Source organism: Leptospiraceae bacterium (assembly GCA_024233835.1).
GTDB lineage: Bacteria > Spirochaetota > Leptospiria > Leptospirales > Leptospiraceae > JACKPC01.
On record JACKPC010000001.1, the window covers coordinates 1,984,494 to 1,998,540 of the forward strand.

At 37.3% G+C, this 14,047-nt stretch carries 13 protein-coding genes and 1 tRNA gene; 9 read left to right on the forward strand and 5 right to left on the reverse strand.

What is annotated here, in order from left to right:
* Nucleotides 1-44 precede the first annotated feature (44 nt).
* A complete protein-coding gene (locus H7A25_08975) occupies nucleotides 45-1,016 on the forward strand; it encodes an OmpA family protein (GenBank protein ID MCP5500023.1) in 972 nt (323 codons plus the stop codon).
* A gap of 7 nt (nucleotides 1,017-1,023) precedes the next feature.
* On the opposite strand, the gene H7A25_08980 is transcribed toward H7A25_08975, so the two are convergent.
* From H7A25_08980 to H7A25_09000, 5 genes are all read right to left on the reverse strand, one after another.
* The gene (locus tag H7A25_08980) at nucleotides 1,024-1,485 is read right to left on the reverse strand and encodes a copper chaperone PCu(A)C (GenBank protein ID MCP5500024.1); all 462 of its coding nucleotides are present in this window, start codon (nucleotides 1,483-1,485) and stop codon (nucleotides 1,024-1,026) included.
* A gap of 27 nt (nucleotides 1,486-1,512) precedes the next feature.
* A complete protein-coding gene (locus H7A25_08985; GenBank protein ID MCP5500025.1) occupies nucleotides 1,513-2,109 on the reverse strand; it encodes an SCO family protein in 597 nt (198 codons plus the stop codon).
* Nucleotides 2,106-2,573, reverse strand: a complete 468-nt coding sequence (locus H7A25_08990; protein MCP5500026.1) for a hypothetical protein — start codon at nucleotides 2,571-2,573, stop codon at nucleotides 2,106-2,108. Before H7A25_08990 ends, H7A25_08985 begins: the two co-directional genes overlap by 4 nt.
* Nucleotides 2,573-3,223, reverse strand: a complete 651-nt coding sequence (locus tag H7A25_08995) for a sulfite exporter TauE/SafE family protein (protein MCP5500027.1) — start codon at nucleotides 3,221-3,223, stop codon at nucleotides 2,573-2,575. The genes H7A25_08990 and H7A25_08995 overlap by 1 nt, the downstream gene beginning before the upstream one ends.
* Before the next feature lie 84 nt (nucleotides 3,224-3,307).
* Nucleotides 3,308-3,383 (reverse strand) — tRNA-Met (locus tag H7A25_09000).
* Between the two features lie 145 nt (nucleotides 3,384-3,528).
* Between H7A25_09000 and H7A25_09005 the strand changes: the two genes are divergently transcribed.
* From H7A25_09005 to H7A25_09040, 8 genes are read left to right on the forward strand one after another with little or no spacing between them, the layout of a single operon-like run.
* Nucleotides 3,529-4,599, forward strand: a complete 1,071-nt coding sequence (locus H7A25_09005) for a sensor domain-containing diguanylate cyclase (GenBank protein MCP5500028.1) — start codon at nucleotides 3,529-3,531, stop codon at nucleotides 4,597-4,599.
* A gap of 39 nt (nucleotides 4,600-4,638) precedes the next feature.
* Entirely contained in the window at nucleotides 4,639-5,577 is a 939-nt protein-coding gene (locus H7A25_09010; protein MCP5500029.1) for a hypothetical protein, read from the forward strand.
* A 1-nt stretch (nucleotide 5,578) separates the two neighbouring features.
* Nucleotides 5,579-6,718, forward strand: coding sequence for a tRNA 2-thiouridine(34) synthase MnmA (gene mnmA / locus H7A25_09015; protein MCP5500030.1), 1,140 nt, complete (start codon nucleotides 5,579-5,581; stop codon nucleotides 6,716-6,718).
* 2 nt (nucleotides 6,719-6,720) lie between these two features.
* Complete coding sequence (locus tag H7A25_09020; protein ID MCP5500031.1) at nucleotides 6,721-8,982, forward strand: alpha-hydroxy-acid oxidizing protein; 2,262 nt, start codon at nucleotides 6,721-6,723, stop codon at nucleotides 8,980-8,982.
* Entirely contained in the window at nucleotides 8,966-10,057 is a 1,092-nt protein-coding gene (locus H7A25_09025; GenBank protein ID MCP5500032.1) for a PilZ domain-containing protein, read from the forward strand. The genes H7A25_09020 and H7A25_09025 overlap by 17 nt, the downstream gene beginning before the upstream one ends.
* An 8-nt stretch (nucleotides 10,058-10,065) precedes the next feature.
* A complete protein-coding gene (locus H7A25_09030; protein ID MCP5500033.1) occupies nucleotides 10,066-11,028 on the forward strand; it encodes an RluA family pseudouridine synthase in 963 nt (320 codons plus the stop codon).
* A gap of 2 nt (nucleotides 11,029-11,030) precedes the next feature.
* Nucleotides 11,031-13,025: a DUF2723 domain-containing protein gene (locus H7A25_09035; GenBank protein ID MCP5500034.1), complete on the forward strand. Its 1,995-nt coding sequence runs from the start codon at nucleotides 11,031-11,033 to the stop codon at nucleotides 13,023-13,025.
* Between the two features lie 34 nt (nucleotides 13,026-13,059).
* Entirely contained in the window at nucleotides 13,060-14,046 is a 987-nt protein-coding gene (locus tag H7A25_09040; protein MCP5500035.1) for a sterol desaturase family protein, read from the forward strand.
* The last annotated feature ends 1 nt before the right edge of the window (nucleotide 14,047 follow it).

Here is a 14,047-nt window from a genome sequence, read left to right on the forward strand (position 1 = left end):
TTTTTATAGGCTCATGCCTTTTAAAAAAGAGTGAGGGGTATAATATGAAGCTTCTGATAAGCTTATTTTGTATGTTATTTACAAGTTTGCCTTTGTTTGCGGACTGGTTTTATTGGAAAAAAGAATACCAGGCGGTTGAGGAGAATAAAAAGCAGGTTACCGGCACGTTTAAGGATTATATAGGTGATAAGCAAGGCGAGATTAAATCTTTAAAAGAAACACATCGCTTGGAAAAAGAAGATTGGGAAAAAGAAAAAACGGAGTATGAGAGACTTCTAAAAGAGATTCAGGACAAATATACTCTACTGGAATCAAGCTTTAAAGAAGAAAAAGAAACCTGGAAAACAGAAAGAAATTTATTGTTACAGGACAAATCCAGTAATGAAGCCTATTTGAAAGAAATTGAAAAAGCAAGGCTTGCCTATACAAACCTGAAAGAAAAGACCCTGGCATTTAAAAAGAAATGTGTAGACAAATATAAAACTTGCAAAGAGAAGATAAAAAGTCTTGAAGCCGAGCTGGAGGAACTTCGTAAGCTTAGCGGAATGCAAAAGGAAGAGCTGGAAAAGTTAACCAACCAGTTCAAAGAGTTGGAAAAAGAGCTGAAAAAGGAAATTGAAGCAAAAACCATTCGGCTTAGAAAAACTATGAATCGGCTTTATATTAATCTGGATGATAGAATATCCTTTGCCCCCGGTTCTGTTGTATTAAAAAATGATGTAAAACCTATTCTTGATAAAATCATAACGATACTGGCAAAATATCCGAATAACCTGATTTTTATCGAAGGACATACGGATGATATTCCTATGCGTACTTCGAGAATTCGTGATAACTGGCAGTTATCTACAGAAAGGGCCCTTTCGGTTTTACGTTATATCCTGAAGAATAACAATTTGAATCCATCCAAGTTTTCAGCGGCAGGCTACGGAGAACATCGACCTATAGTCCCCAATACCAGCCCGGAAAACCGGGCCAGTAATCGCAGGGTCGAGCTTGTGGTTACTCTTCCCTGAGTAAGTTTTATGGATGAGAGTGCTGGTGTTCCATATCAATTTTTTTAACTTCAGCTTGTATGGTTTTCTTTAAACCGTTACTAAACTCAAGACCGATTTGAATGACCTGTTTTTCTTGCAGGTCATTTTTTAAGCCCATAAGCATAACATGAAAACTTCCGGGTTTTAAAACTGCCTTTCCGCCGGCCGGGATAGGAACAAACTCTACTTTTCTCATTTTCATCATTCCATCTTCCGATATGTGGTTATGGATTTCTACCATATTTGCTACATCGGAGCTGACTCCAATTAATTTTAAATCCTGTTTGGAAGGATTTGAAATTTCCATAAACGCACCGGTATTAGCTGAACCCGGAGGCATGAGACGAACATAGGGGTTTTGAATTTCCGGTTCTACTTTTTCTATTTCCTTATTTTCTTTGCAGTTTATAAGACTCAGAAAAAGTAAAAGAATTATTATTTTTTTCATTAGATTTTCCTTAAATTTATAATTCGATTAAAAGTTAGAACGAATTTCTTCTGCTAACTTTTCAGGTAAAATTCCATGCGGAATAAATTTTGCGATCTTACCATCTTTTCCTATTAGAAAGGATTGGGTACTGTGATCGATAGTATAAAAAGGTTCTCCTTCTTTAACAAAATGTTTTTGATAACTGACACCATATTGTTTGGCTATATCGGCAATCTTTTCCGGCTTATCTGTAAGGGCTATAAGGCTCTTATGAAAAAAGGAAACATATTTTTGAAGTTTTTCTTCGGTATCTCGCTTTGGGTCAACACTGATGAAAACGGTTTGAATCTGTTGTAGTTCTTCCGGTTTCAGTTTTTGTAAAGCCTTAGAAAAAATAGATAAGGTTGTCGGGCAAATATCGGGACAGAAGGTATAACCAAAATACAATAGAACCAACTTTCCCCTGTAAGTCTTTAGATCAAAATTCATATTGCCATTATGAATACCAAAATCTCCTCCTACAGGAAGAGTTGAAAGGCGCAGTTTTTGTGGAGATGGAAGATTACTTTTGGAATTGTAATAAAAAATACCCGCTACTGCGATTAAATTACTTAATATTAAAAAGAGGATTATTTTCTTCATTTTGTTACCGTGCTAAAATAAAATTGTGCTCCATAAGTCTTTCCCTGTTTTTTTAGGAGGACCGTGGCCTGCCATTTCATCCTGTCAACTGTACAGGCAGGAAGACTACCTTTCCCCCGGAAAAGATTCTCAGCGGTTTTTAAAAGTTCCGGTCTGTTAAAACCCATGTCCATATCTACACCCAGAAAATCCACTCGAACCTCATCTATTCCCGGACGAGAAGTTTTTAAACTTAGTTCGAACTCTGTATTAATTTTAATGGGAAGGGGTTCAATTGAAAATTCTAAATTTCCTATTTCAGAATGTGAGAATATACAGGTACCCTTATCTATTGCACAGGAATCTGTTGGAATTAGGATCATCGTAGAATCTTTTGAACTTGTTGTGAATTGATTCGCTTTATAAAAAATGAAGCCGGCAAAAAAAAGAATTATAACAGAAAAAATGGTGATTAGAGCTTTCATCATGAAATCCTATAGAGACTATTTAGAATTAAGAATATTCCGGTAAGTAATAAAATCCATCCGGCAAGAGAGGGAAATTTCTTTTGAAAAGGTTCTATAATCTTTCGAATGAGAACCGGGCTAAAAATGAGGATAGGAACCGTACCCAGCCAGAACATAAACATAAAAACAGCACCTGAGAGCGGATTATTAGTTGTGGCCGCTCCTATAACATATCCGTATAACCAGCCACAGGGTAGGGAAAAGGAGAGAAGGCCGATCAAAAAAGAATTATAATGAGATTTCTCTTCTTTCATTTGTTTTTGTAAAAGACCTTTAAGAAAAGGTAAATCTATATGAAATTTTTTCTGCTGTAAAATATTGTAGGCCAGGTAAATAAAAACCAGTCCTAAACTAATCGGTGTCAATGTGGCAATTAATGATTTGGAGAATCCTATAAAAAGAAATTGGCCGAAGAAACCGGCAATAAGGCCGAGTAAAATATAGGAGATGAGTCTTCCCGTATGATAAAAAAAATGCTCGATATAACTCCGATTCATGATTAAAGTAATAGGCCCGCACATACCCAGACAATGAGTACTGCCGAGGAAAGCCGAACTGAAAATGGACACAGCCAGCACCCACTGGTTTGTGGTTTCAATATTTTGCATGTTCTTTGAAGTCAGGCTTTTTTAAGCCAATAAAATAGAAAGAAGAATTTCGATGGAAGATTTGATTACTGATTAGAAAAAGAGTGGTGGCGCGGACAGGATTTGAACCTGCGACCTTTGGGTTATGAGCCCAACGAGCTACCAACTGCTCTACCGCGCGTCGTGATTACCATTCTTCATGGATACGTGTTTTAGTCAATTAAAAAATGTATTTATTTATTTTCTTTTTTTATTAAATATTAATTGCAGGCATTTCGCTATCTTCTATATACTACAAAAAGTTTATTTCAATCAGGTATAAAACATTGATAAGTAAAGACGAAGCTTCCCTGGTAATCGAACACTACGAAAAAAAAATTTATGATCAAAGGCAGTTATTAGAGATTAGTAAAGCACTTAACTCTACACTGGATTATAACTACCTGATAGATGCCATTTTAAATATTTGCCTGGCACAGCTACAAACTTTAAACTCTGCCATTTTTCTGCCTCCCGATGTAGACGCAAACTATTTTAAGTTAGATGGTTCTTATAAGGGTTTTGATATTTCGGAAAAGGAACTGGAAAGTAGGATATCTGTGGAATCTCCCCTTATACAGTTCTTTGAAGAAAAGCCCAGGGCTGTAACTCTGACAAATCTGGAAAAAGTGGATGCCTTACGCGGTCCAGAATTAAAGGTATTAAAGTCTATGGGAGGAGAATTGGTTACCCCTTTAACTGCCAAAGGAAAGGTAAACGGTCTTCTGCTCCTCGGAGAAAAGATTACCCTGAATGATTTCCTGGAAGATGAAAAAGATTTTCTAACCATTCTTGCCGGACTGGCCGGTGTGGCAGTGGAAAACTCCAGACTTTATGAATTAGCAACGGTAGATATGATGACCCAGTTGAAAATTCATCACTATTTTCAGTCTAAACTTAGAGAAGAAATGGATCGCTGTAGAAAAAAGAACAATAAATTAGCTCTTTTATTTACTGATGTAGATAAGTTTAAAGTTTTTAATGATACTTACGGTCACCAGGCCGGTGATGTGGTTCTTATAGAGGTGGCGAAAAAGCTGATGGAATCATCTCGCAAACAGGATATTGCCGCCAGGTATGGTGGAGAAGAATTTTGTGTGGTGATGCCGGGTTCCGGTGCGGAGGAAGGTTTTGAAATGGGAGAGAAAATTCGTAAGTCTATTGAATCTCACAGGGTAATTAATCCGAACACAGGAGAGGAACTGAAGGTAACTATCAGTGTGGGGGTAACAGAGTTTCATTTGAATGATAAGAATAATAAGGAATTAATAGAGAGGGCCGATAAAGCCCTGTATGAAGCCAAGCATGGAGGCCGGAACCAGACTCGAATGAAACTCCTTGAAGAAAAAGATGGCTGAGCTTTTTCTTCAAGGAATCTGAAGAAAAATAGAACTGCGATGGGAGTTTTAAAAGGAACCCTCAGTTTCTTTTTCTTATTCTTTTATTCCTGTTCCAGTACTGCATCTTTCTTTAAGAAGCAGGAAATGGATAAGAATGAGATTCAACTGGAAATCCTATCCGATAAGGAACAGGCTCTGGTAGAAGTCGAGGTGGAAACGGCAGAAAAGAAAAAAAATCGACTGAGATTAATTCTGGATACGGGTTCTAATGTAACCATTCTCAATCAACACAAGTTTCTGGACGCAAAAACGATTCCTTTTCAGCTCAAAGTAAAGACGTTTACAAAGGAATCGGAGGGGACTTATGAAAAAATATTTATAAACCTGCGAACTCCGGAAAACGAAAGCATTTATAGTGGATATGCTTTTTTAACCAAATTACCGGAAACGAGTTTATTTGATGGTGTTATTGGTAATGATGTTCTTTCAGCTTTTCAGTTAGTTCTGGATTTTCCGGATAGGGTATATCTCAGAAAAAAGAAAAAACTAATTTCCAATGAATATAAGGTCTTTTCTTATCGTGAAGTTGAAAACCATATTCTTCTCGATTGTTTTTGGAAGGAAAAAGAAGAGAAAAAACTCCGATTAATATTTGATACAGGTGCAGGTTTGACTTATATTCATAAAAAATTTTTAAATGGAGAAAAGAGAGAAGTTTTAAATCGACATAAATACTTTGATCTGAGTGGAGAGATTAAAGAAACGGAATCTTATTTAATTAGAAATTTTTGTTTGGGTGGGAGAACTTACTGTGATAGCCACCTTGAAGTCTTAAGCGGATCGAATGAATTATTAAAAAACTTTTTTGAAGGGCAGGAAGCGGATGGTATTATCGGGTATAACTATATAAGAAAACACCGGATTGTTATTGATTACGGGGAAAGGAAGATATACCTGAAAAGAAAGAACAAAGCTTTTATGTTTTTATTTGATTAGAATGGAAAAAGAAAAGATAATCGTTGCAATGAGCGGAGGTGTCGATAGTTCTGTGGCCTGCGGCCTTCTTTTGGAGCAGGGCTATGAGGTAATAGGAGTCAATTTACGAACCTGGGAATACGAAGCACCTGCCTGCGATACCGGAGGTAAAAAGTCCTGTTGTTCACCCGAAGATATACGAGATGCAAGGGACGTAGGCCTGAGTTTTAACATACCATTTTATGTAGTCCGGATGGAAAAAATATTTGGAGAAAAAGTCATTCAACGTTTTATTGATGATTATAAAGACGGAAGGACTCCCAACCCCTGTGTGGAATGTAATACCTTTGTGAAATTTGGTGCCTTGTTTGAAAAAGCAAAAGCCCTTGGGATAGAAAAAATTGCTACCGGCCATTATGCTAAGATTGTTCAGCTCGATAATGGTCGTTATGCGATTGCCAACGCGAAGTACATGAAAAAAAATCAGGCTTATTATTTATATGGACTCAGCCAGGAAAATCTCGCCAATACTCTTTTTCCTCTCAGCGAAATGGATAAGGCCGAAGTCAGAGAACAGGCCAGACGTTTTGGTTTGCCGGTGGCTGATAAGCCGGAGTCTCAGGAAATTTGTTTTATTCCGGAAAATGATTACCGGACTTTTTTAGAAAAGAAAGGAGTTTCTTTCACAGCCGGTTTTTTTAAGCTTCCTACCGGGGAAATTATTGGAAAGCATAAGGGAAAGGAGAGGTTTACAATCGGACAGAGAAAGGGACTGGGTATTTCCTGGAAATATCCCCTTTATGTTTTAGCTATAGAAGATGATGGTACCGTAATTCTTGGAGCCGAAGACGAGCGATTTTGTTCTTCTTTTCAGGTGGAAAACCTTAGCTTTCAGGCTCTTCTTCTAAAACCGGGGGAAAAGCTTCGTTGCCGGGTTCAAGTTCGCTACAGACATTCTCCGGTTATTTGTGAAGTCGAGATGCAGGAAAATGGAAATATAAGTGTAGATTTACCCGAACCGGTTGCCAGTGTAACACCCGGACAGTCTGCTGTTTTTTATCCGGAAGAAGGGGATTATCTTTTATTCGGAGGTTTAATTGTAAAAGGTAGTATTCTCTCTATTTCAGAAAAAGAAAGGTCCCACACAGTTTTAAACGTATAAATATGAAAGAAAAAACGATCTTAATAGTAGGAGGAGGACTCCTGCAGGTTCCTATAATTCGTACAGCTTTATCTATGAATTTATTCACGGTTGTAGCGGATATGAATGAAGAAGCACCCGGAATGAAGCTGGCACACAGGTCGATTATTATGAGTACCAAAGATATCGAGGGTATGGTGCGAGAAAGTAAGCGTTTTGCAGAGAAACACCCGGTTCATGGAGTGGTCACCGCCGGAACCGACGCGAGCATGACAGTGGCAGCTGTAGCAAGTGCATTAGGATTACCCGGCATTCGCTATGTGGATGCAGAGGCGGCCACCAATAAAGTAAAAATGCGGGAACGCTTAAAGAAATTCGGAGTACCAATTCCCGGTTTTGCTTCTGTCTGGAGTATTCAGGATGCGAGAGATGCTCTTTCTTATCTTGCCTTTCCGCTTGTGATTAAGCCGGCTGACAACATGGGAGCGAGGGGAGTGATTAAGGTCAATGATAGAGAAGAATTACAGGCTGCTTTTAAACATGCCAAACAATATAGTCCATCCGGGGAAATGATTTTAGAAGAGTATATGCCCGGACCGGAACTTTCGGTGGATGCTATTTCTTATAATGGACGGATTCAGATAACCGGAGTTGCCGATAGGATTATAGAAAAAGAACCTTATTTTATTGAAATCGGACATACGATGCCCTCAGCCCTTTCTCCGGGAATCCTTGCTGAAGTAGAAGATGTAATGAAAAGAGGCATGAAAGCCCTGGGAATTACTCTCGGAGCCGGTAAGGGAGATATTAAAGTTACTCCGGATGGAGTAAAGGTTGGAGAAATTGCGGCAAGGCTGTCGGGAGGTTTCATGTCGGCTTATACCTATCCTCTATCCACTGGAGTTGATTTAAACCGTGCTGTAATTCAAATTGCACTCGGAGAAGATCCGGGAGAATTAAAGCCCGGGCATCATAAGGTTTCTATTGAAAGAGCCCTGTTCGCAGAGCCGGGAAAACTCCTCTCGATTCGAGGAGTGGAAGAAGCCAAAAAGCTCCCTCTTGTCAATGAAATCTTCATTCACAATCAGCCGGGAGATATCATTAAAGCTCCCAGTAATAATATCGAGAAGAGCGGGCATGTCATTATTACCGCTGATACTTTGGAAGAAGCTGAAAAGGCACTAAAGCTGGTTAGAGAAACGATAGAGTTTGTTTCCGATCCCCTGTTCTCTATTGATGAAAAGCTGATTGCGAAAAATGCCAGGAGACGTTTTGGGAAAGAAACCTGCTGGGTATGTAAGATCTGTGATGGTACAGACTGTGCTTCGGGAGTGCCGGGAATGGGAGCTCTGGGACAGATGCTCAGTTTTCAGGATAATATAAAAGCTTTGCGGGAATATTCTATTCAGGCAAGGTATATACGAGAAAATATTGAACCTGAAGCGGAAAGCAGCTTTTTATCTCAAAAACTGAGTTTTCCTTTAATGGCCGCTCCTATGACCGGGGCAGTAACCAATATGAATGGCGCTATGGATGAGTATGAGTATTCTTTAACCGTTCTGAAAGCCAGTCTAACTTCCGGAACCCTTGCCTGGTTGGGAGATGGAGCTTCTCCGGATAAGGTTTATACCATGATAGACGCTTTAAAACAGGTATCCGGTAGGGGAGTTCTTATTTGCAAACCTCGTTCGGATGCAGGCCTTTTAAAGGAAAGGTTTCAAATGGCAGAGGAAGTCCAGGCCCTGGCTCTGGGTATGGACATTGACGCTGTGAAATTTAAAACTATGCAGGCAAAAGCCCAGGCCACTACCATGAGAACGGTAAAAGAGCTCTCCGAAATAAGAAAATTGACAAAACTTCCTTTTATTGTAAAAGGAGTTATGTCAACGGAAGATGCAAAGCTTGCCTTTGAGGCCGGAGCGGATGCTATCGTAGTTTCGAACCATGGAGGCAGGGTTCTGGATGATATGCCGGGAACCGCGAGGGTCTTACCCTATATCCGGGAAGCTCTTGGAGAACATTTTCCGATACTGGTGGATGGTGGGGTTCGAAGTGGAATGGATGTTTTTAAGATGCTGGCTTTAGGTGCAAACCAGGTTTTATTGGGTCGTCCGGTTGCCATCTATGCAGTGGGTGGAGGTGAAGCCGGAGTACGTTTATTATACCAACAGTATAAGCGAGAATTTATAGAAAGTATGACCATGGCGGGGGCGAAAAGACCTTCGGAAATTAGAAGAGAGATGTTATTTAACAAAACGGGAAGAGTCGATGGATACGGTAATTAAAGATATAGAAAGCATTAATAAAATCATAGATACTCTATTCTTTGTTTTTCCCGTATATCTGGTGGTAGATGGTAAGCCACTTTATATTAAAGTAGTTATGAATACTGACAAGGGTCTGGTAGTTCGAACTCCAAAATCAGTAGAATTGGTAGGTGATAAGCGGATTATTACGATTACGAACGAAGGGAATCTTTATTTATTTTTATTTCTTAAGATCGGAGAAAATAAAGGATACGAGATACTACAGCCCGTAAACCTGCATATCAAAAAAGCCCAGAGAAAATCTAAACGGATATATGTGGCCAATGAAAACTTTGGTCTCTTTGTTACGAATATTATAAAGCAAAATGATGTGAGCCATTATCTTACGGATAACTCAACGAAAATGACAGGCATTATTCGTTCTCACATGCCGGCACTACAGAGTCGTTATACAAGAGCTTCTATTATCATCCAGGAACGCCCTGATTCAAGATTGCGTCTATTAATGAATTACGATAAGCCTATATTTATTCCGAATATAGGTAATCCCCAGATAATGGGTGAGGATTTTATTCCGTATAAAGATTACCGGGATATGTTGAAAACCAATAAACTTGAAGAGTCTATTCAATCAGAGATTTGTATTCCTCTTATCTACCGTTACTACTGTACTGTGGGTTATGTTTTAGTTCACCATTCTGAAGTTATGACAAAAGATGATTTCTCACATGTAAATCTAATTGTGAATAGCATCAAAAGAGAGATTGTAAATTCCGGTGTAGTTCACGAATCAAAGGAAATTTGTAGTTTGTATGACTTAAGTAAAGAGGGTTTAAGTTTTTTGCATCCTCCCACCAAGTCATACAATAAACTATTTCAAAATGGTGAGCCCATAGTTTTTGATCTGGTCTATAGCGAAGCTGAGAAAGACACACTTCGTGGGGTAGTTCGGAACCTACTTCCTATGGAAAAGGAGTTTCGTATAGGTTGTCAGTTTCATCCGAAGACAGGAGAAGATCTTAAGAATATAGAAATATTCTTAAATAAGCAGGCTATCGACTCAATGAATCAGGAATCTAAAAATTCTGAGTAAGTTCAGTAATGAAAGAAACAATAAATGGGGTTCCTGTATTCAAAACCCATATAAAACCCGAAGAAGCCGGAAAACAGCTTAATGAATATCTGGCCGGAAGATTTACCTATTATACAAAGGAAGTCTGGGAAGAAAAAATCTCTTTAAATCGAATTCTTGTATCCGGAGAATATGCAGATCCTTCTTATCTTCTTCAAGCAGGCGATTCTTTATCCTTTTTTACTGAAGACTTTTATGAACCGGAAGTTGATCAAAATTTTCATATTCTATTTGAAGATGAATTTTTCTTTGCGGTTGAAAAGTCCGGAAACTTACCCGTACACCCGGCAGGTAGATATCAGGAACATAATCTGCTTACGGTACTGAAAAAGGCGGGCAAGGAATCTCTGTATATTATAAATCGTTTAGATAGGGAAACTTCGGGATTGGTGCTCTTTGCCAAACAAAAAGAATATACACATAAATTTAGTTCCTTATTCGGCGATAGAAAGGTGGAAAAAACCTATATCGTGTATGTTCATGGAGATTTCCCGGATGAGTATTTAGCTCGTGGTTATTTGCAAACGGATACTCAATCGAAAATACGGAAGAAACAAACCTTTTCTGAAATAAGCGAAGAGGGAGTTTTTTCTGAAACATTCTTTCAAAAAATAGGGTATGGAAAAGGAATTTCAAAAGTTTTAGCTTTTCCTAAAACCGGACGCTTACACCAGATAAGGGCTAGTCTTCATTCTATCGGTTTTCCTGTTTATGGAGATAAAATTTATGGAAAGAGTGAACAAGTTTTTTTGGAGTTTATCCAGAAAGGAGAGGATATTTTTAAAGAAGACTGGATATCTGAACTTTGCCCGGGGAAACGTCAGGCATTACATGCTCATAAGCTTTCTTTTGTTCATCCGTTTACAAAAGGAGCCATATTATTGGAATCCCCGGAACCGGAAGATATGAAAGGTATATTAGATAGGTCGTAGATATGAACGTAATACAGAAACATGAAAAGGTAAAAATAATCAGTCTTATTCTCGGTCTATCCTCTTTTTTATTCTACCTCTATTTTCTTTGTCCGGGAATCGGTTTTGGGGATACAGCGATTCTTATCGATAATATTCAAAGAACGGTAATTAATTCGGAAGTCAATACTCATCCTTTTACTATTTTGATGGGTAAGATTTTTTTAATGCTTCCTTTTGGAGAGCTGGCGTATCGGGCAAATCTCCTTTCTACCTTCTTTGCTTCTCTAAGTCTTATGGTTTTTTTTCTTTCTCTGTATTTTTTGCATGGAAGGCTGTTTATTTCGCTTCTTTCTACTCTTAGTCTTGCTTTCTCTTATTCTTTTTTCTGGCATAGTACTATAGTAGAAAATTATAATATTAGTTCTTTTATAACTTCTCTTTCTCTTTTATTTTATGTATTATTAGAAAAAACCAGGAAAGATAGGTATCTATATATTTTATTTTCTCTTTTTGGACTCGGAATTTTGAATCATGTACAGATGGCTTTTATAGGGCCCGGAATTGGATTTATATTTCTTTACTACTTATTTCAAAAAAAGGAAAAGTTTCGTTTTTTTCTAAATTGTCTCTTAGGTTTTATGATAGGACTTTTACCCTATCTTTTGATATTTTTTAAAGATGTAATCGAACGGAAAGCATTTTTTCTTGTGTTGAAGAATGCTTTTATGGGAGCCTTCGGAGGGGTCTTTTTTAGTCAAAGTCTTGCAGTTGCTATATATGAATTTATTCTTTTGTATCTCTTTCAATTTCCTAATCTTTTCTTATTTCTTGTTCCATTTGGGCTTATTGTGTATTTCAAAAAGAAAGATTACCGAATGGCTTATGCAGCGGGTTTAATTCATTTTTTCTTAAATTCTTTTTTCTTTGCTTTTTATGGAACCTGGGATAAATTTGCATTTTTACTCCAGTCTTATATCCTCCTGTGTTTTTATGCGAGCTTTGCGTTAATATACATTGAGGAAAAGTTTATTCGATATCGATTTGGAATATATACTCTTATCTTATTTAGCTTATTAAGCGGTCTTTATTTTTACAAATGGGTGCATATTTCTTCTCAGAAACCGGGTACAATCTGGCATTTTCGTTATAATAATGATTATTCGAAAAACTTGTATGATCAGGCAAAGTATATCATTCTTCCTTACAAGAGAGATTTTACTGAAGTAGAAGAGTATTGCAAACTGGTCTTTGAGAAGCTTCCGAAAGGCTCGGTTATCCTTGAAGATGATTCGAGAACCTATTACCCGCTTGCAGATTATTACCAGAAGTATTATCAAAAACGTAGGGATATTCAAGTCTTATTAATGAATTCCTGGGGGATTCAAAACTGGGGCTTAAACTCCGACTCAGTCGTGAATGAAATCAAAAACTCTGTGAAAAGGAAGAAAGCATTCTTTTTACCTGTATTAAATAATCCTTATCTTCCGATTATTAAAGAAATTACGAAAGATAACCATTTTTATTTTGAAAAGTTCTCACTTTCTCCTACTCGCTGGATCTATGAAGTCAAATATAAAAATCAACAAACAGCAACAGAGAAAAATGATAAGATGATGGACCTGGAGTTGAAGGATGTTAGCAATTCCAAGGACCTTTACTTTACCCGTCAGTTTATGCAGTCTTTCGGAGATACCTGGGAATTTTCAGATCAAATTTTTGCTTCCGGTAAGCCGGGTTCGAGTATAGAATTTTTGATAGAGCGAAAGGAGGATGCAAAAGAATCCATTCGTATAGCTTTCAGTACAGCTCCTGATTTTTCCAGGATCGATGTGTATTGGAATGAACTCAGAATATTAGAAAACATGGATTTGTATTCGACTGAGGTCAAGAGAAAGTTAGAAATATTTGATAATATAAATATTAGAAAAGGTAGAAATATTTTAAAACTAATCATAAAAGACAAGAATCCTAAATCCGGCGGATATAAGCTGGGAATTGATGCCATTTATTTTTGAGAAAATTAATTACAATGAAGGAGTTAATTGTTGTGTGACTGAAAATTTATCTTTTACATGGATATGGGAAGTACTAACCATTCCCTTTCTTAATTTTTTTAAAACGAATGGTAGGTTTAATTATTTTTATCTTATTAGCACTCTACTTATTGGTTTATTCTATACCCTTTATTTACACTTGAAGAAAGATAAGTTTTCTTTATCTCATCTATTCTTTGATTGCCTGGACTTTAAGCACTGGTTTTCTGCTTCCTCAAAAGTAGATTACTGGTACTATTACATTCTTACTATTTTACATAAAATTATTTTTTCTAACTTTATTATTTCCGGATTAGCCGTGACTGTATTTACCTATAAGCTTCTGGATGCTTCTCATTTCATTCATAGTAAATACCCGGAGACTTTAGGAGTTAAGATATTGTATACTGTGATTTATCTTCTCGCCTACGATTTTGCGAGGTATTATATGCACAGCCTGCTTCATCGATATGAATGGCTCTGGGAATTTCATGTGTTTCATCATTCAGCAGAGTCTTTGAATCCGTTTACAGTATATAGGGTACATCCTATCGAGAATATGCTTCTGAGTTCTTTCAGCGGAATTACAACGGGAATTGTAAGTGGAGTTTTCCTGTTTTTAGTTCCTTCTATTTCTATGTTTACACTTTTGAATGCAAATGTAGGATTATTTGTTTTTCATCTGTACAGTAATTTGCGGCATACACAGACCTGGCTACCCTTTCCGGAATGGTTGAGTTATATTCTCTTGAGTCCTGCTCAACATCAGATTCATCATAGCAAAGAGGAAAAGCATTATAATAAAAATATGGGGAGTATGTTTGCCTTCTGGGACTATTTGAATGGAACCTTATATATTCCAAAAGAAAAAGAACCGCTCCAATACGGATTATCTGAACCGTATAATCCTTCTGACATATCTAATATACTAAGGATTATATTCTCTCCTTTTCAGAAGATTTATTATAAAGTAGAAAAAAAATGGAATAAAAATATGGATTAAA

What these genes read in the sequence shown, in the direction of transcription:
- H7A25_08975 (MCP5500023.1), top strand. Translation starts at nt 45, where the DNA reads ATGAAGCTTCTGATAAGCTTATTTTGTATGTTATTTACAAGTTTGCCT.
- H7A25_08980 (MCP5500024.1), bottom strand. Translation starts at nt 1,485, where the DNA reads ATGAAAAAAATAATAATTCTTTTACTTTTTCTGAGTCTTATAAACTGC.
- H7A25_08985 (MCP5500025.1), bottom strand. Translation starts at nt 2,109, where the DNA reads ATGAAGAAAATAATCCTCTTTTTAATATTAAGTAATTTAATCGCAGTA.
- H7A25_08990 (MCP5500026.1), bottom strand. Translation starts at nt 2,573, where the DNA reads ATGAAAGCTCTAATCACCATTTTTTCTGTTATAATTCTTTTTTTTGCC.
- H7A25_08995 (MCP5500027.1), bottom strand. Translation starts at nt 3,223, where the DNA reads ATGCAAAATATTGAAACCACAAACCAGTGGGTGCTGGCTGTGTCCATT.
- H7A25_09010 (MCP5500029.1), top strand. Translation starts at nt 4,639, where the DNA reads ATGGGAGTTTTAAAAGGAACCCTCAGTTTCTTTTTCTTATTCTTTTAT.
- mnmA (MCP5500030.1), top strand. Translation starts at nt 5,579, where the DNA reads ATGGAAAAAGAAAAGATAATCGTTGCAATGAGCGGAGGTGTCGATAGT.
- H7A25_09020 (MCP5500031.1), top strand. Translation starts at nt 6,721, where the DNA reads ATGAAAGAAAAAACGATCTTAATAGTAGGAGGAGGACTCCTGCAGGTT.
- H7A25_09025 (MCP5500032.1), top strand. Translation starts at nt 8,966, where the DNA reads ATGGATACGGTAATTAAAGATATAGAAAGCATTAATAAAATCATAGAT.
- H7A25_09030 (MCP5500033.1), top strand. Translation starts at nt 10,066, where the DNA reads ATGAAAGAAACAATAAATGGGGTTCCTGTATTCAAAACCCATATAAAA.
- H7A25_09035 (MCP5500034.1), top strand. Translation starts at nt 11,031, where the DNA reads ATGAACGTAATACAGAAACATGAAAAGGTAAAAATAATCAGTCTTATT.